The organism is Marinobacter panjinensis (genome assembly GCF_005298175.1).
Lineage (GTDB): Bacteria > Pseudomonadota > Gammaproteobacteria > Pseudomonadales > Oleiphilaceae > Marinobacter > Marinobacter panjinensis.
Genome location: NZ_SZYH01000002.1, coordinates 298,896 through 314,741, shown reverse-complemented (window position 1 = coordinate 314,741; position 15,846 = coordinate 298,896). Strand labels below are relative to the sequence as shown.

Annotated in this window: 21 protein-coding genes; 6 read left to right on the top strand and 15 right to left on the bottom strand. The window is 52.9% G+C overall.

The window, feature by feature from the left end; all coding sequences use genetic code 11:
- Positions 1-74 precede the first annotated feature (74 nt).
- Positions 75-908, bottom strand: coding sequence for a PEP-CTERM/exosortase system-associated acyltransferase (locus FDP08_RS17775; protein WP_137437626.1), 834 nt, complete (start codon positions 906-908; stop codon positions 75-77).
- Positions 909-1,208: 300 nt separating this feature from the next.
- Here FDP08_RS17775 and FDP08_RS17770 point away from each other — a divergent pair, with 300 nt between their 5' ends.
- Together FDP08_RS17770 and FDP08_RS17765 are read left to right on the top strand one after the other, a co-directional pair.
- Complete coding sequence (locus tag FDP08_RS17770; RefSeq protein WP_137437625.1) at positions 1,209-1,541, top strand: DMT family transporter; 333 nt, start codon at positions 1,209-1,211, stop codon at positions 1,539-1,541.
- Positions 1,542-1,861: 320 nt separating this feature from the next.
- Positions 1,862-2,644, top strand: a complete 783-nt coding sequence (locus tag FDP08_RS17765) for a DUF5602 domain-containing protein (RefSeq protein WP_137437624.1) — start codon at positions 1,862-1,864, stop codon at positions 2,642-2,644.
- A 287-nt stretch (positions 2,645-2,931) separates the two neighbouring features.
- On the opposite strand, the gene FDP08_RS17760 is transcribed toward FDP08_RS17765, so the two are convergent.
- The 7 genes from FDP08_RS17760 to frdA all read right to left on the bottom strand — a co-directional run bounded on the left by FDP08_RS17760 (position 2,932) and on the right by frdA (position 9,194).
- Positions 2,932-3,441, bottom strand: coding sequence for an MgtC/SapB family protein (locus FDP08_RS17760; RefSeq protein ID WP_137437623.1), 510 nt, complete (start codon positions 3,439-3,441; stop codon positions 2,932-2,934).
- Positions 3,442-3,758: 317 nt separating this feature from the next.
- The gene (locus FDP08_RS17755; RefSeq protein ID WP_228263378.1) at positions 3,759-4,889 is read right to left on the bottom strand and encodes an alcohol dehydrogenase family protein; all 1,131 of its coding nucleotides are present in this window, start codon (positions 4,887-4,889) and stop codon (positions 3,759-3,761) included.
- Between the two features lie 513 nt (positions 4,890-5,402).
- The gene (locus FDP08_RS17750) at positions 5,403-5,744 is read right to left on the bottom strand and encodes an EthD domain-containing protein (protein ID WP_137437622.1); all 342 of its coding nucleotides are present in this window, start codon (positions 5,742-5,744) and stop codon (positions 5,403-5,405) included.
- A 75-nt stretch (positions 5,745-5,819) separates the two neighbouring features.
- Positions 5,820-6,170, bottom strand: coding sequence for a fumarate reductase subunit FrdD (frdD, locus tag FDP08_RS17745; protein WP_137437621.1), 351 nt, complete (start codon positions 6,168-6,170; stop codon positions 5,820-5,822).
- Between the two features lie 2 nt (positions 6,171-6,172).
- Complete coding sequence (locus FDP08_RS17740; RefSeq protein WP_170979092.1) at positions 6,173-6,565, bottom strand: fumarate reductase subunit C; 393 nt, start codon at positions 6,563-6,565, stop codon at positions 6,173-6,175.
- Positions 6,565-7,401 (bottom strand): succinate dehydrogenase/fumarate reductase iron-sulfur subunit, encoded by an 837-nt coding sequence (locus tag FDP08_RS17735; protein ID WP_228263377.1) that lies wholly within the window; start codon positions 7,399-7,401, stop codon positions 6,565-6,567. Before FDP08_RS17735 ends, FDP08_RS17740 begins: the two co-directional genes overlap by 1 nt.
- The gene (frdA, locus tag FDP08_RS17730) at positions 7,398-9,194 is read right to left on the bottom strand and encodes a fumarate reductase (quinol) flavoprotein subunit (RefSeq protein ID WP_137437619.1); all 1,797 of its coding nucleotides are present in this window, start codon (positions 9,192-9,194) and stop codon (positions 7,398-7,400) included. The genes FDP08_RS17735 and frdA overlap by 4 nt, the downstream gene beginning before the upstream one ends.
- A gap of 85 nt (positions 9,195-9,279) precedes the next feature.
- Here frdA and FDP08_RS17725 point away from each other — a divergent pair, with 85 nt between their 5' ends.
- From FDP08_RS17725 to vapC, 3 genes are all read left to right on the top strand, one after another.
- Positions 9,280-9,639: a hypothetical protein gene (locus FDP08_RS17725; protein ID WP_137437618.1), complete on the top strand. Its 360-nt coding sequence runs from the start codon at positions 9,280-9,282 to the stop codon at positions 9,637-9,639.
- Positions 9,640-9,768: 129 nt separating this feature from the next.
- The gene (locus FDP08_RS17720) at positions 9,769-9,963 is read left to right on the top strand and encodes a type II toxin-antitoxin system VapB family antitoxin (protein WP_061334038.1); all 195 of its coding nucleotides are present in this window, start codon (positions 9,769-9,771) and stop codon (positions 9,961-9,963) included.
- Entirely contained in the window at positions 9,960-10,361 is a 402-nt protein-coding gene (gene vapC, locus FDP08_RS17715; RefSeq protein ID WP_137437617.1) for a type II toxin-antitoxin system VapC family toxin, read from the top strand. Before FDP08_RS17720 ends, vapC begins: the two co-directional genes overlap by 4 nt.
- Positions 10,362-10,469: 108 nt before the next feature.
- On the opposite strand, the gene FDP08_RS17710 is transcribed toward vapC, so the two are convergent.
- The 6 genes from FDP08_RS17710 to FDP08_RS17685 all read right to left on the bottom strand — a co-directional run bounded on the left by FDP08_RS17710 (position 10,470) and on the right by FDP08_RS17685 (position 14,434).
- Entirely contained in the window at positions 10,470-10,775 is a 306-nt protein-coding gene (locus tag FDP08_RS17710; protein WP_137437616.1) for an NIPSNAP family protein, read from the bottom strand.
- 147 nt (positions 10,776-10,922) lie between these two features.
- The gene (locus FDP08_RS17705; RefSeq protein WP_170979091.1) at positions 10,923-11,351 is read right to left on the bottom strand and encodes a GFA family protein; all 429 of its coding nucleotides are present in this window, start codon (positions 11,349-11,351) and stop codon (positions 10,923-10,925) included.
- A 131-nt stretch (positions 11,352-11,482) separates the two neighbouring features.
- Positions 11,483-12,202 carry a lysophospholipid acyltransferase family protein gene (locus FDP08_RS17700; protein WP_137437614.1) on the bottom strand — a complete coding sequence of 240 codons (720 nt, stop codon included), beginning with the start codon at positions 12,200-12,202 and terminating at the stop codon, positions 11,483-11,485.
- An 86-nt stretch (positions 12,203-12,288) separates the two neighbouring features.
- Positions 12,289-12,705, bottom strand: coding sequence for a GNAT family N-acetyltransferase (locus tag FDP08_RS17695; RefSeq protein WP_137437613.1), 417 nt, complete (start codon positions 12,703-12,705; stop codon positions 12,289-12,291).
- Between the two features lie 85 nt (positions 12,706-12,790).
- Positions 12,791-13,258, bottom strand: a complete 468-nt coding sequence (locus tag FDP08_RS17690) for a nucleotidyltransferase family protein (RefSeq protein WP_137437612.1) — start codon at positions 13,256-13,258, stop codon at positions 12,791-12,793.
- A 225-nt stretch (positions 13,259-13,483) separates the two neighbouring features.
- Positions 13,484-14,434 carry a homocysteine S-methyltransferase family protein gene (locus tag FDP08_RS17685; RefSeq protein ID WP_137437611.1) on the bottom strand — a complete coding sequence of 317 codons (951 nt, stop codon included), beginning with the start codon at positions 14,432-14,434 and terminating at the stop codon, positions 13,484-13,486.
- 202 nt (positions 14,435-14,636) lie between these two features.
- Between FDP08_RS17685 and FDP08_RS17680 the strand changes: the two genes are divergently transcribed.
- A complete protein-coding gene (locus FDP08_RS17680) occupies positions 14,637-15,266 on the top strand; it encodes a TetR/AcrR family transcriptional regulator (RefSeq protein WP_137437610.1) in 630 nt (209 codons plus the stop codon).
- A gap of 96 nt (positions 15,267-15,362) precedes the next feature.
- Here FDP08_RS17680 and FDP08_RS20725 read toward each other — a convergent pair whose 3' ends face one another.
- On the bottom strand, positions 15,363-15,782 hold the full coding sequence (locus tag FDP08_RS20725) for a GFA family protein (protein WP_137437609.1): 420 nt from the start codon (positions 15,780-15,782) through the stop codon (positions 15,363-15,365).
- Positions 15,783-15,846: the final 64 nt, after the last annotated feature.

Below are 15,846 nucleotides of genomic sequence, written 5' to 3'. Positions count from 1 at the left end.
GCCCAGTGTGGGCGGGCCCTAGCCGTTACCCTCACCCCGGATCAATGATCTGGGGGCGTGGAAGCACGCTGAATTTACCGACGGGGAGCCGTCGTTCGCCGGTTGAGGGGTATGGGAGGCAAATAGCGACCTGATTCGGTGATCAAGTCCCAGACATCCGGGCGGCGCCGGAGAATGCCATTGATCAGAGACGCCGCTTCGGTGAAGGCGGGCCTGCGAAGGCCGTGATACTCGATTACCGGTCCAACGTGATCAAACTCCACGCCAAAACGCTTTAACAGACGCAATTGAGTCGGCTCCATTATTGCCATCCAGTGCGTGACATTGTGTTTGACTGACATCCGCAGGATAGCGGCGAACAGGCCCAGACTGATATAGGGCATGGCGCGTTTGCCGCTCTCGGCATCGGCGTAGGTAGTCTGATCTGTAACACCTGCGGGTGATCCCTGTTCGTTAAGGCGCCGGCGAAATTCCCTACATACCGCCATTCTGGAAATCTCGGCCATGTGTTGCCGGGGCGTCTCCGCGATCGTGTCCTGGGCTTGCTCGCTCATTCTGTGGATGCAGGGCTCTTCCATTGGGAAGTCTGACTGCTCCGGGTGATAGCCCGCCAGAACGAGTCGAACAACTGCGACGCTATCTCCGGTTCTACGGTGCCGGATCAGGGCATGAGCCGAGCCCGAATCGTAAGCATCATGTTCCCTGTTGTTGGGAAATTGATCTGGGTCTTCAAAGGGTCTGTCAATACAGTAAACCTGGTACCGGACTTCAAAGACTTTATTGATCATTTCCTCGGTGGTGGCGACCTCAATCTTAAAAAAGGACTTGAAGATGTCACTAAGATTTTCGGTCCCTCCGAAGGCTGTTGAATGTTTTCCTTCGTTATGAAATGAAGAATGTACAGGCATGAGCAAGTCCTCCGATCCTCCCTCGTAGGAAGTGTAGTACTGCATAGGCCATATCGATTAAAAGTCCGCCGGGATAGCCAGGGGCGGGCTATTGGGTACACAGATAGAACGATGACAGGTATCAGCGCGTTATCCAAACGTATTGGCGGCTTTCTTCATTACACATGGAAAAGCGTAGTTGATGTTTGCAGGCTAAGCCACCGGCCCGGGCGCTTCTGCTTTTTGATAGCCACCCTGTCAGGCGGCGATAAGGGCTGGTATGGTCTGCTTCCCAATTTCGTGCGGTACGGGAGATTCACAGTGAAAAGTTGGTTATTTCTTGGCATTGCCATTGTTGCAGAAGTGGTGGCAACCAGCGGGCTGAAAGCCAGTGAAGGGTTCACCAGACTCTGGCCCAGCCTGCTGGTGATTGCAGGCTATGCCATTGCCTTTTACTTCCTCTCGATCACACTGAAGGAAATCCCGGTGGGCCTGGCCTATGCCATCTGGGCGGGGCTGGGTATTGTGTTGGTGACGTTTATCGGCTGGCTGATTTACGGGCAAACGCTGGACGCTGCCAGTGTGATTGGTATGGCGCTGATCATCACCGGTGTTGCGGTGATTAACCTGTTCTCGAAGGCCACTGTGCACTGATTTATCAGGCTGAGTGGGAACAGGGAACGTCAACGCTTCGGTAAGTGGTGATGGGTTGGCGGGCAAGGGCTATCCCTGAACAACTTTTCAGTGGCCAAATCCAAGCCAAATGATATATTAATTTAAACCAGCCAAATACCGTTCTGGTGGTAGTAGGGAGAAGCGTGCAGAGACAGGAAGCGCGTTTTACTGCTGTCAGCCCAGCCTGCCAAATCCGATCTCCTCTGAGTCAGCCCGAAGGGCAATGGCTTAACGCCTTGTGGTTACAACCAGGCTAACTAGCCAGTGCCGCAAGGCCTCTGTCATTGAGGAGTGATGAGATGAAAACTGCTCTTTGCCCGTTCCGATCCAACCTTTCCGTCATTACGTTGGCCTGCCTTGGGTTCGCCACTGTCGCCACCGCTGCCGATCCTCAGATTTTCACCGGAGCCCCGATTGATGTCGGTAATGGCACTGCGCGAGTGGAGGTGACCAGCAACGGAATGAACGAACCTGAATCCGTGTCTGTCATTTTGAGCAAGGATGCGCTTCAGGGACTTCCTGCGGCTCACGCCGATCAAATGGTCTGGGAATTTTCATTGCCAATGCCAGAAGCCGGCCCACAAACAGGCTACGATCACGTTGTCCTGGACTGGAACCCGGTCGGGCATATTCCGGAAGGGGTCTACAACGTTCCCCATTTTGACGTGCATTTCTACCTGATCAGCGGGGGTGAACGTGAAGCCATAACCTTCCATGGCAAGGGCCGTGAAATGGCCATGATGGCACCAGACCCACAACTGGTTCCAACTGGCTATGTCATCCCCCCGGATGCGGCCGTGGACAGGATGGGAATGCACGGCCTGGACCCTGCAGGGCACGAATTCCAGGGCCAACCATTCACCCATAACTTCATCTACGGTTATTACAAAGGCGAACTTATGTTCGTTGAGCCAATGATCTCACTGGCCTTTCTGGAGTCGCTTCCGGAAATGACGTCACCGATAAAGCAACCCCAGCGGTACAGCTACCCGGCATGGTATCCGGCAACCTACCGGATTGGATTTGATGCCGGAAAGGGTGAGTACACCATCGCGCTCCAGAACCTGGCCAGGTTTGACTGAGTCTGCTCCAGGGCGCCAGCTTGCGCTTCAGTGCTTTGGCGACTGGCGCCCCGCTCAATGCGGGTTAGGGAGATTTCCGCCAGCAGGGTAACGAGGCTGTAGAAAAACCCAAAACTGGGCATGGATTCCACCGCCTTCGATCTCGTTTTTTTCAGCCGGCCAGTTTTGCCGGCGATTTCCAGTTTCGGATTGATTGTCCCTCAATCCCGGAATTTCAGTATTCAAGCAGCCATAACCTTTACCCCATGGGGTATTTCGGGAGGCCTTCCGCTCCCGCTTCAGGATAGCTAGCTGTCATTATCCTTTTCGCTTGTACCCAGGCGTCTGGAGCCCGAAACCATCGGCACCACGTAGAGTACGATCCAAGCTAGCAATGTACATACTATTGCTGTCTGTTCGCGGCCCAGCCCCACTGCAATGCCTATCGCTGCGGTAAACCAGATGCCTGCTGCCGTGGTCAACCCGCGGGCACGTTGCTCGTCGTTACCGTTAATGATGGTGCCTGCGCACAGAAAACCGATCCCGGTAATTACACCCTGGATAACGCGGCTCATTTCCGAGTCGGATATTCCGGCTGTCTGTGGAATCAGGATGAACAAGGCTGCGCCCATGCAAACCAGCATATGAGTACGCAGCCCGGCAGCCTTTCCCCGTCGTTCCCGTTCAAAACCCAGAAGGCCGCCAAGAAGTCCGGCCAGCAAAAGCCTGATCAGGACAACAACCATCTCGGCAAGGTCATTGAAGCTGGCAAACTCGGTCATGATGGTTTCGCCAGCCAGCGCTATCTCGTCTTTCATGGGCTTCTCATTAGGCAGGACAAAGGGGATACCAAAAACGCTCTGAATGGAAAATCAGGAGGCGAGCCAGAAAATAGGCCGTTTACGCTGAGGCGTCCATGACTAAGGACCCGAGTACACTCCCTGACCGTCGGCACGGGACAAAAATCGACCCGTCCATCCAGACTAAGCCAAGCCGTGAGGCATTGCGAATCTGATCCGTTTTAGAGTCGGCTGTCGTTTAACGCCAGCAACCACGCGCCTGTGGCGTAGATTGCATAGGTAGGATCCCGGGATTTGAAAAAAACCTTTCAGTTACTGCCGGCAAGGAGAAGCTTTCATAGCGGCGGCACCAGGACGAAGTTTCCAAAATGCGTCTTCTTGAGAAATTCCTGTTGGGCAATCGCTATGTCTTTCAGCTCAAACGTTTTTGCGACCAGAGGACGTATCTCACCCTTTTCAATGTAGTCGATAAGATCTGAAAAAATCGGTTCGTCCCAGGCTGTGCAACCAATCAGCGTCAGGTCCTTGAGATAAAAATCGCGCATATCGATGGTGGTGATCGGGCCGGCAATTGCGCCAGACGAAGCATATCGGCCACCACGAGCCATCAACTTCAACAGCTTCCCGACCTGCTCACCGGCGACATTATCGATAACAACATCCACGGAAGAGTCCTGAACCTCAGCTGACAAGTCCAGGCCCCGGGCAATCACCTGGTCAGCACCCAGGCTCCTGACAGAATGCAGCTTACTTTCGCCGGCCACGGCTATTACATAGGCACCCCGGCGCTTGGCCAATTGGACGACCGCTGATCCAACCCCGCCCGATGCCCCGGTAACCAGCACACGGTCAGCGCTGTTAACGCCTGCTCGATGCAGCATATTTTCCGCCGTTCCATAGGCACAGGGGATAGTCGCAAGCTCAACGTCACGCCAGTCGCTTTGGATTTCAAATACCTCGCTAGCCGGTACGGTCACGTATTGAGCAAATGCTCCGTCAAAATCCGACCCCATCCAGAGATTATCCAGAGAATCAAACCCATTCAGACGCATACAGGCCCTGACGAGAACGCGCTTCCCAATATCCGGCGCTTTCGTACCTTGACCCCAGGCGACCACTTCGCCACAACAATCTGTTCCCTGAATGAATGGAAACGGTGTTGACTCGTTCCAGCCACCATCCTCAAATTTTGGCCCATCGTTCGTTTCAGATAATTGCTCGGTGCCGCCTTGAACCGATGAGGAATACCAACCAATCCGTGTATTGATTTCTGTGTTATTGACGCCGGCCGCCAAGACCCTCAGCAAAACTTCGCCCGGCCCCGGTACAGGGATGGGGACATCGCAGTAGTCGAGCCTCTCGTAACCGCCGTTGCCCGTGGTCACCACCGCTTTCATCACCGGTTGGTCGCCGCGAACGTTGAATCGAACGGGATCGAATGGTCGTAGGTAAGTCAGATCAGGCATACGTCTTCCAAATAATGTGAAAATCTCGAGACCGAAGTTGCGGAGTTCGTAACCAGTATGAAACTTTCAGCCCCGGTTATTAGCGTGCTGTCGCGACAAGCGGGACCTTAACGCAGAGCGCACCGGTGGCCTTTACAGAGCGGAGCGGCGTAAAGGGCATCCGCGTGACGCGTATTGTTAAGTTTTGACCCATTCATTCGAATAGTTTCCAATTCCAAGCCTCAAACATTCACTGAGACCATCTGGCTCAGACCCACAATAAATTGACTGGATCAGCATAGACTTGTCGGATATTCCCTTGAACGTGATTTCAAATCCATGCCCATGCCAGGCAGATCCCATTTGCCTTGCCTGCGCGATACTCCCCTCCAACCTCACCCTGAAGCGCAAGGACCCCATTACTAGTATCGAGGTAAACGACGTTGTATTCGGGCTCAACCACGTTGACCCTGGCAGACAAAAGTGTCCCTCCCAGAAGCAAAGATTGAAACGTCAACAGCCCCTAATGATTGCCTAAATAATGCTGCGCTCTTCGGTTACAAAAAAACGTGTATTCTCCATGTCGGCGAAGCGGCGCTCATCGGGTTGAATCTCGCGGACATAGTCCGGGTCGGAAAAGAATTTCTCCTTGTCCTCAACGCTGTCGAACCAGAGTTCTGCGGTACCGTCATACGCTGCGTTGCCCGATGCGTCATATTCGGATGGGAGGGTATGACACTGGATGTATTTACGGATGTATCGCTGCGCGGCCGGGTTATTTTTGACCAGTGCGGCATGCTGGTTTAGCCAGTGGTTCTGAAAGTCTGCGACCGATAATTCCGGGTTTTTCTTGATGGCGACAATGACTTTAATCATCTTCTTGAACCCTGCTTCAAAGACTTCGTGCGTTGGTTTTTACGTTCACGGGTTTGATGATCACCGTTTTTATAATCACAGTGTTAGCAACACAATCAGCAGGGCCAGACTGCAGAACCCGGCCAGGCCGTAGGTCAGGGTGCGCGCCAGAGGGCCGGTCGATACGCCTAAATCATGCAGCCCATGAAAGAGACGGTGGGCACAGTGCCAGAGGCTCAGCGCGACAATCATCAATACCGCGCCTTTTACCCATAGGCTCTGAGCCAATGCGTGCAGGCTTTCATAGTTGTATGCCGCTTCAGGCAATAAGTGCAAGGGCAGCAGAAAGCCGATCAGCAATACGATGACCGGTGCGCAAAAAGCGCTGACCACGCCACCTGCGCCAAACAGAGACCAGAAAAAAGGTTCATGGTGTTTCCAGCGCATGTTCAGGCCCCCCAGTAAACGGCAATAAGCAGAAACAGACTCACCAGCCCAAAGACCAGCCAGTGTCCGATCACGACCTGCTGATGAACAACAGCTCTGCCGGCGATAAATTTCGGCATGGCCTTGGGCGCGATCGCAAACCAGGTAATAGAATGCACCATGGCCATGATGAGCGTCAGACCGCTGAAAGTCAGCATCAGTGGATGCTGTTGCCATGTCAGCCAGGCCGTCCAGGCCGCTTCCCCCTGACTCAGTCGCAGGACGCCAATAATAAGATTCAGCATCCAAAGGCCAATGAAGACACTGCTTGCTTCTCGCATCATGTATCGGCGATAGACGGATCGACGCAGGTACCACAAGGAATCATGGGGACGATGATAGGGTGGCTGGCGCATCAGCGGGCTCCTTTTGGCAAGATCCATGACAGTGCCCAGTCTGTTGCACCCCGGACTTTTTCCTGTTGTATGGCGGATGCCGGATCAACGGATTTCGGGCAGACTTCGGAGCAGTATCCGACAAAGGTACAGGACCAGACGCCGTCTTTTTCGTTCAGTGCAGGGGCGCGATCCGCAGTGCCGTGATCGCGGTTATCCTGATTGTAACGATGGGCCAGTGAGATCGTCGCCGGTCCAAGAAACGCCGGGTTCAGTCCGAACTGCGGGCAGGCGCTGTAGCACAGCAGGCAGTTGATGCACATGCTGTACTGGTCGAACATTGCCAGTTCTTTCGGCGTCTGTTTGTTCTCGCCGGCCTGTATGGTCTCCCTTTCATGACTCGCTGGCGCCCCCGGTTTTCCGGAAGGAGCGTTGGCCATGGCATCAATAATGTAAGGTTTGACGCTTTCCAGCTTTTCCAGAAAGGGTTCCTGATCGATTACGAGATCCCGTTCAATGCCAAAATTTTCCAGTGGTTCAACACGAATCGCCCTGGGATAGTAGTCCCGGATGAAGGTTTCGCAGGCCAGCTTGGGTACGCCGTTAAACATCATGCCGCAGGAGCCGCAAACCGCCATACGGCAGGACCACCGGTAGGCCAGGCTTGAGTCCAGCTCATCCTTGATATAGCCCAGCGCGTCGAGAATGGACCAGTCTTCAACGTAGGGGATGTCAAAGCGTTGAAATGTGGGTTCTGAATGCGTTCCCGGGATATAGCGCAGGATTTCCAGCGTCATTCTGTCATCGTTTTTTGAGGATGCAGTGTCTGTTTTATGGTTTGTGGTCGTGTCTGTCATGACCCGCCCTCCTGCTTGTTTTTCTGCTCCCCTGCTGCGCCGTAGGCCCGCTCTCGGGGTTGGGAGCGGGTAATGTTCACGGCTTCATAGTCCAGTATGGGGTCGCCGTCCGGCGAATAGTGCATCAAGGTGTGCTTGAGGTAGTTCTCATCATCGCGGGTTTTATAGTCATCGAGCCGCTGATGGGCGCCACGGCTTTCTTTACGATGCAGCGCCGATGTGGCCATCACCTGAGCCAGTTCCAGGCAGGACCGCAGTTCCAGCGTCATCAGAAATTCAGTATTGAAAACCCGGCTTTGATCTTCAACATTGACCTGTTTGTAACGGGCCTTGAGTTCGTTGATCGTATCCAGACCCGTTTGCATTTCATCGCCGAGTCGATAGATGCCAAAAGCCTTTTCCATGGCTGCCGCCATCTCATGACGCAAATGGCTGGATTTTTCCGTTCCTTTTTGCGCTCTCAGGGCGGTCAGTTCCGCCACCTTATCCTGGGCAAAGCGGAGCAGTACGTCGGTGTTGCAGGGCGGCTGCCTGGAAGCGTGGTCGACTGCCTGCTCCCCCGCCACCTTGCCAAAGACCAGCAGTTCAGCCAGCGAATTGGAGCCCAGTCGATTGGCGCCATGCAGGCCGATACTGGAGCATTCTCCGGCGGCATAGAGTCCGGCGATTTCCGTTTGTGCGTGGATGTCTGTGCGGATGCCGCCCATGGTGTAATGGACGGCGGGTCGGACGGGAATCGGTTCCTTGACCGGATCAATCCCGACATAGTGTCTGGCCAGCGAACAGATCATCGGAAGACGTTGCAGCAATTTGGCTTCGCCCAGATGGGTCAGGTCGAGCATCACGGCATCGCCCAGCGGCGTTGGGACCGTATTACCCTTACGCTGTTCATGCCAGAAGGCCTGGCTCAATTTGTCCCTCGGCCCAAGCTCCATATACTTGTTTTCCGGCTTGCCGATGGGCGTCTCGGGTCCCAGGCCATAGTCCTGCAGATATCGGTAGCCATGGCGGTTCAGCAAGGTCCCGCCTTCACCCCGACAGCCTTCGGTAATCAGAACGCCGGAGCCGGGCAGGCCCGTCGGGTGGTATTGCACGAACTCCATATCCCGCAATGCGGCACCGGCGCGATAGGCCATACTCATGCCGTCACCGGTGACGATGGCGCCATTGGTGTTGAAGCGGAAGACCCGACCGGCACCGCCGGTGGCCATTACAATAGCCTTGCCGAGAAAGACCTTGATGTCACCAGTTTTTATCTCGATGGCAATAACCCCCTGACAGCGTCCGTCATCAACGATCAGATCGGTGCAGAAGAACTCATCGAAACGATGGATGTTGGAATATTGCAGCGAGGTCTGAAACAGGGTGTGCAGTATATGGAAGCCGGTTTTGTCTGCGGCGTACCAGGTGCGCTCGATTTTCATGCCACCAAAACGTCGTACCGCCGCGCTGCCATCGTCCTTGCGCGACCAGGGGCAGCCCCAGTGTTCCAGCTGCACCATCTCCTCGGTAGCGTGGTGAGTGAAGTAGTCCACCACGTCCTGATCGCACAACCAGTCGCCACCGGATACGGTGTCGTTAAAATGATGTTCAAGGGAGTCATGGGCCTGAACGACGCCGGCCGCGCCACCTTCGGCGGCCACCGTGTGGCTTCGCATCGGATAGACTTTGGAGATCAGGGCGACTTTTCCGGCGGGGTTGGCTTGCGCTGCGGCAATGGCCGAACGCAATCCGGCACCCCCGGCACCGATGACAATGACATCGGCGTGAATGGTCTCGAATGCTTCAGACATAAGTGCGTTCCGTCTCTGGATATTGTTATTTTGAGTACAGCACTAACCGCAGTATGTCGTGATTGATCCTGAGTTCAAGTAATAAATGCAGCACCAATATCGCAATCCGGAAATCTGGCTGAAGACCACAAAGCAGATGTTCTGGCTGATAAATCTGGACATGAAGGAAAAGTACCCGATGTTGGGGCGAACCCGGGAAATGATGGACGAATTCTATAATGAGGCCGAGTTCGAAAAGATGTCCGGTGAAACGGCCAATTATTGCCAATTAGTCAGCTACGTTATGCTGGAACAACTGAGTGATGAAGAACTGGCTGAACTCAAGGAGTGCCATTCAACACCGGAAATGGCGATGTACGACGAGAGCACAACCCAGGGGCTCTACCAATACCTTCTGGACGCAGAGGCATCCTGGGTGACCCCGACCGCCACAGACGAACGCTAACGCCCGGCTCACGCGCCGGTTTGGAGCCGCGAAGCGGCGGAAAATCGGTCCCTGTGCAGCCGATTGTTATGTTTTCCCTGAAGTGCTAGATTGTGTATAGAAACTGGCGAACATACACATAGGTGCACCATGAGAACGAACATTGTCATTGACGATCAGTTGATGGCCGAAGCCCTCAAAGCCTCCGGCTACGAAACCAAAAAAGAGGCCGTTGAGCAAGGCCTGAAACTTCTGGTCCAGCTGAGCAAGCAGCAGGAGATTCGAAAGCTGCGAGGCAAAATCAAGTGGGAAGGCGACTTGGATGAAATGCGGAGCGCCCGATGATACTGGTGGATACCAGCGTCTGGATCGACTACTTCAACGGCGCCAAAAACCCTCAAACGGACTTGCTGGATGCCTCGATAATCCAAGGATCTGTCGCTATTGGAGACCTCATATTTCTGGAAATCCTGCAAGGCATCCGCAACGACAAACAATATCGTCAGACCAAACAAAGCCTGCTCGCGCTGGAACAATATGAAATGTTTGGCAAAGATATGGCAGCCAAGTGCGCCAACAATTATCGAGCACTTCGTAAAAGGGGCATCACGATCAGAAAGACTGCCGACGTGATCATCGCGACATTTTGCATAGAGAAGGAGCTACCCCTATTGTTCCTGGATCGCGACTTTGTCCCTTTTGTTGATCACCTTGGACTTGAGCCTGCCTTGAGAGAAACATAACACCTAAGCATTTAATGGTCGTGCAACGCTTTTGTTTAGCGGCGCCCGACTAGGGCGTCCGGTGGAGGCCCATCGGGCCGGAACAGACTTAATACACTTGTTACAAGTTCACTCAAAAACCGGCCTCATAAAACTGCGTTCACAGCTTAGTACACAACGAGTTTCTTCAGCGTATTTGAAGGCAGCTTGGCAATCCGAGTCTTCGAACGAGGCCTCCCGGTACTTTTCATAGGCTGCCAGAGACTCGAACGTGAATAGTGCGATGGCGATATTGTTGGCACCCTCGGAAGGCAAGAAATACCCATGGTGCTGACCGCCGAACCTCTGGACCAGAGGTATCCACATCTTGGAATAGCGCTCGAACTCGGCGGCTTTGTAGGGATCTATGACGTACTTTAGGTAGCAGGTAACCACTTGAACTTCCTCTCAGTTAGCCTTGTAACGCCAGCAATCAACCGCTGGCGTCGTCGCCAGTCGGTTGGATCGCTTTGTTATGTCAAATGTAGGCGCGATCCACATACGGTTCGTGGTTCCTTGCTTCGCAATCACAGCATTGATTCCTTAATCTCCATAGAATTGTGCATAGGCCTGAATGTCATCTGGAAGCTCTGACCAACATTGAGCATTGCGAACGAAGAGATAGTGGAAGTCATGTACCCTAGGGTCAATCCATTCGGGTGAATCGAATGTTCCTGCATCTAACATCCGGGCGCCGGGAAGCACCTCTAGAGTCAAGCAGATATTGGTTCCGCATTGCGAACAGAAATTCAGCTCCAACCAACGGCCAGACGAGTCTGATACAAACCGATATTGACGCAATTCGCCTTCGATATTGACTTGTGCTTCTGGAAACAATGCCTCAACTGCGAACCCAGAGCCGGTACGACGTTGGCATGACGCACAGTGGCAAACCACTACGCGTTTCGGCTGGCCAGTTGCAGTGTAGCGAACCGCGCCGCACAGGCAGCCGCCCTGATGCGTGTCATTCACGTGTTTCTCCCTTGTGGCTAGTTTCGTCTGGGCGGATTGCGGAGACATAACGCCGCCAGCATGGGCGAGTGAAACGAGTCCAGCCCACGTTTCTTTGTGGGCGAGCATGACTGGCCTTGTTAGGTGGACGATTAATTGGCTTGTTTACATTGAGCATGTTTAACCTCTGCTACCACTCGAAGCTTCTCTAGCAAAGAATTTCGATCGTCATAGGTGAGCCCCTTCGTTGGAATAGGCTCTAAGTAATGAAGAACAATTGTTCCAGGCCGAATCCTCCATTCACCTACCGGAAGGCAATGCCTAGCACCAGCAATGTAAAGAGGATGAATAAGAGCCTGCGACTCAATCGGCAGAACCGCCGCACCTTTTTTATAAGGCATCAGTTCTCCATCAATACTCCGCATTCCCTCTGCCGATATCAGAATTAAACCACCGTTTTTTGCGTAAAGAGCAGCCTTGCGTAGTTGTCTCTTTGATTGTTTGGGCCATTGCCGAACAATGACCCACCCCATCAAGCTTGTCGCCCAACCTAAGAATGGAATAAGCGCGTATTCGATATTCCAAATACTCATCAGCCGCTTATCACATCTTGAGGAAATAGCCGTTGGGACAATTAAGCTTTGTTGATTGAGGACAACTATAACTCCACCTTCCTCGAGCTGAGACTGACCGTTCTCAAATTTAACTTCGACTACGACCCCAAATATCTTCATCGTTGTTTGACTCCAGCTACGAATAATTCGCCAACTGCGATCTAAGGAAATTGGAGCGACAACTACCGCGGCTCCCAGCATAGGAACCATCAGACTTATCGATAAAACATAACGAATTAGTTGATTAATAATATCCATAATTTACCTAACGCCGTTATTCAGCGGCGCCCCGCTAGGGACGTCAGGTGGAGGGCCATAGGCCCGGAACAAACTGCAATACCTTGTTAATTGCCAATGGTTACTCCGGGCTCCAAAAGCCAGCACCGTTCATTATGCGCGTACCCCAGACGACCATAATAAGTGCTGGCGGCTGGGGCAGCGAGCAGTATGACTTTGCAGTGAGGCCCAAGCTGTGACTGGGTCAATAACTGTAACCGTTTGCCTATCCCTGATCTCTGATAATCCTCGTGGACTGCGAGATCCGACAAATAGCAGGCATAGTGGAAATCAGTAACGCTGCGGGCAATACCAACCAGCAACGAACCATCCCAAGCGCTAACGATCAGGTTGGAGTTTGCCACCATCCCCTCAAGACATGCGCGATCCTGCATAGGCCGGCGCTCCCCGAGTGTCGAGCTCTCAAGCAGGCCAATGAATTGATCGGCAGTGACGGGATGGTTAACTTTGAACTCGATGGTCATACCTTTCCTTGGTAATTAACGCTCGCCATCACCGGTGGCAAAACCGGCGCGAAGCAGAGGTTTTGACATCCGGTGCATGGCCTGGTTATGCACTCTGACGGATAGCACGGATATCCTCGATATCCACCGGACGTGAGAGCGCGGATTTATATTGGACCAAGTCGTCCTTCAACATAAGGGGAAGCTCAAGGCCCAGCAAATACACGGTCGCATATCGAGAAAAATCTATGCTAAGCGGAACCCAGGCCTGGTTACTTGCATCAAAAATTCGCGGACCGTCAGAGCTACCGACCTCCACTTTGATACCTTCATACTTGAACTGGACGTAAGTTAGATCCCAGCCTTCCTCTTTGCGATGAGTAGCAGCTTTGGATACAAATTCCTGGCCGGCCTGAACCACAACCGAAAAATACTCACCGGGGACGAAAAGGTCGATATCATTCAGAGGCCGCTCAGAGCCATAGCCCTTTGCTGCGAGTCCGCCACAGATCAGAAAGGGGATATTCCTATCTCTCAGTAACCCCACAATCCATTGGGCTGCTAAATGATGCACGCGTCCTCCTTTTGCGCATAACGCCGCTTTGCACGCTCGACTACGAAATGGAGGCGAAGCCGCAATGTAGTAGGCGTCGCCGTGACTGGCCTAGTTATGTACCATCAAATAAATCTGTCCCGGTTTTCCAGTTCCGATTTTCCAATTCAATGTCCTGATAAGATCGAAAACAGAATAGAGGAATCGAGGCTTAAGGCGCGCTTCGATTCCTCGAACCATTTATCCCTATGCGACCTCCCGCTCCACTAGTTGCAGACTGAGTTGTTCAATATGACGGTGGTCCGTCCCGCAACAACCGCCAACGATGTTTATCTGGGGGAAACGCTGACGCAAGCGGCGATAGTCGAGACCGAATTCCTCGGGATTGCCATCATCAAGTTCTTCTGCCTCATCCAGCTCTGCATGACTGCACCGAGAAGCATTCGCACGGATGCCGCGCAGGCGGTTGATATGCTTCATCGCAGCCAGGCTCGATTCAAAGTGACTGGGGTGAGCACAGTTGACCATGTAATAGGCAGGGTAGCCATCGCATGCCTCGTCAACCAGCCCGATAGCCTCATCAAGGGTTTCACCGCTGGGCAGACGACCGTCGGTTTCAACGGTAAATGAAATAACCGCCGGAATGTCGAAATCACGCGCGGCCATTGCAATGCCAATGGCCTCCTCGACGTAATTCATCGTGACTGCCGTGACGCAATCGGCTGAGCTTAACGCGAAGCTCCGGATTTGTTCAGAGTGATAGTCCCGGGCTTCCGCTTGGGTCATTCGAGCATCGGAGCGATACCCATCGCCACGCGGACCAATACATCCGCTAATGACGTACGGCTGATCGTGACTCTCAAACTCGTCACGAATCGATTCCATCAACGCGATTGCCGCAAGATTTACCTCACGCAACTCAGCTTGTGTGAAACCGATTTTATTACCCCAGTCACGGTTAGAACGCCAGGTTGGTGATTCCAGAATAAAGGCTAGTCCCGCTTGCTTTGCTATCCGGGCGTAGCTCCGATAATATTTTCTCAGGGCATCTCGACCCTGTTGATCTTTCAGTAATACAAATGACGAAAAGTAAGGCAGTTCGATTCCATCATGAAAGATGAGGCTAGTTTCGAGTCCGCCGTCGGTTATGAAAAGCTGGTTTCCCAGTTGTGGCAGTGCTTGTCGGTAAAGGCTCATATTCGCTCCTGAAGTTGTTGTCACTGTGAAGCGTCTATCTTAGGTAACGCGGTTCATACCTGTAAGCACTTGAGGTGGGAATAAACATCAGAATTAGAATGCCTAAAATCAGAGACTTATAAAATTTTCCATTCCTTCCTTCTGATCGTCGAGCAGAAAACTTTACTCCAGGTACAGTTTCAACGACGAAAGTGAGGTCACCGTGCCGACCAACCGATCCAGTGCCACACAGGAAAGAATTCTGGCTGCTGCCGAGAGCCTTATATTGGAGCGCGGTTTTTCAAGCACCGGGATCGACGAAATCGTGGATGCTGCAGCCATAACCAAAAGCGGTTTCTTTTATCACTATGCTGATAAAAACGAGATGGCTAAGGCACTGGTAAGGCGTTATCTCAAGAACGACGACCAGATTTTTGCCGACCTGTTTACCCGAGCCGATTCACTCTCAGAAGATCCGCTCCAGCAATTGCTGATATTCCTGAATCTATTTGCCGAAACCATGACTAACATGGAACTCACCCACCCGGGATGCCTGGTCGTCACCTTCACCTATGAACGCTATCAGACTGACGAGCAAGTCGCGGAGATGGTTCGTCGCGGCGTACTCAATTGGCGGGAACTGATCGCACAGCGGTTAAGAAAAATTGCGACGGTTTATGAGCCCTGCATGGATGTTGATCTGGAAGAACTGGCTGACATGTTCACCACCGTCGTTGAGGGTGGCATCCTGCTGGTAAGGGTTTTCAATCAGAACAAACATCTCGGAAAACAGCTGCTGCTTTACCGGAACTTTTTGCGGATGATATTCGGTCCGGCATCGCAACGTACATAGGCCCGGCATCATACCCGGTTGTTGCAACCTATATAACGCTTTGGTTTAGCGGCGCCCCGACAGGGGCGTCCGGTGGAGGCCTTAGGCCGGAACGAACTACAACAATTTGTTAAGTGATTCCAGGCTGTCAGGCCCACCGTCCAGCCGAATGCACTCTGCAGACTCTTGTTCCCAGGGTGCAGCGGACTTTGTATGGAGGTGGGCAGAAATCCGCGATGCAACCAATTCATCGAGTAAACCGGCAGGAATCCAAACCATTCCGCTGCCCCTCAGGCTGTTAGGAGCCGGACTACCGCATACGGAACAGAAATCGCTTCGGAAGCCGCTGGGCTTTTTGTAAGACCTGATTTGACTCTCGCCTGACACCCAACGAAAAGCGCTACCCTGCACAAAAGTCGCGGCATTAGCTGCGGCTCCGGTAGCTTTGCGGCACAACGAACAGTGACATTGATAGAGGTTTCGAATTTCCTCTTCAATCTCGAATTTCACTGTTCCGCAGAGACATTCACCTTTCATCGATCAATCCTTTGACACTTAACAGCGTATTATACGAACCCGTTCGTATAACTCCGGGCGCCTA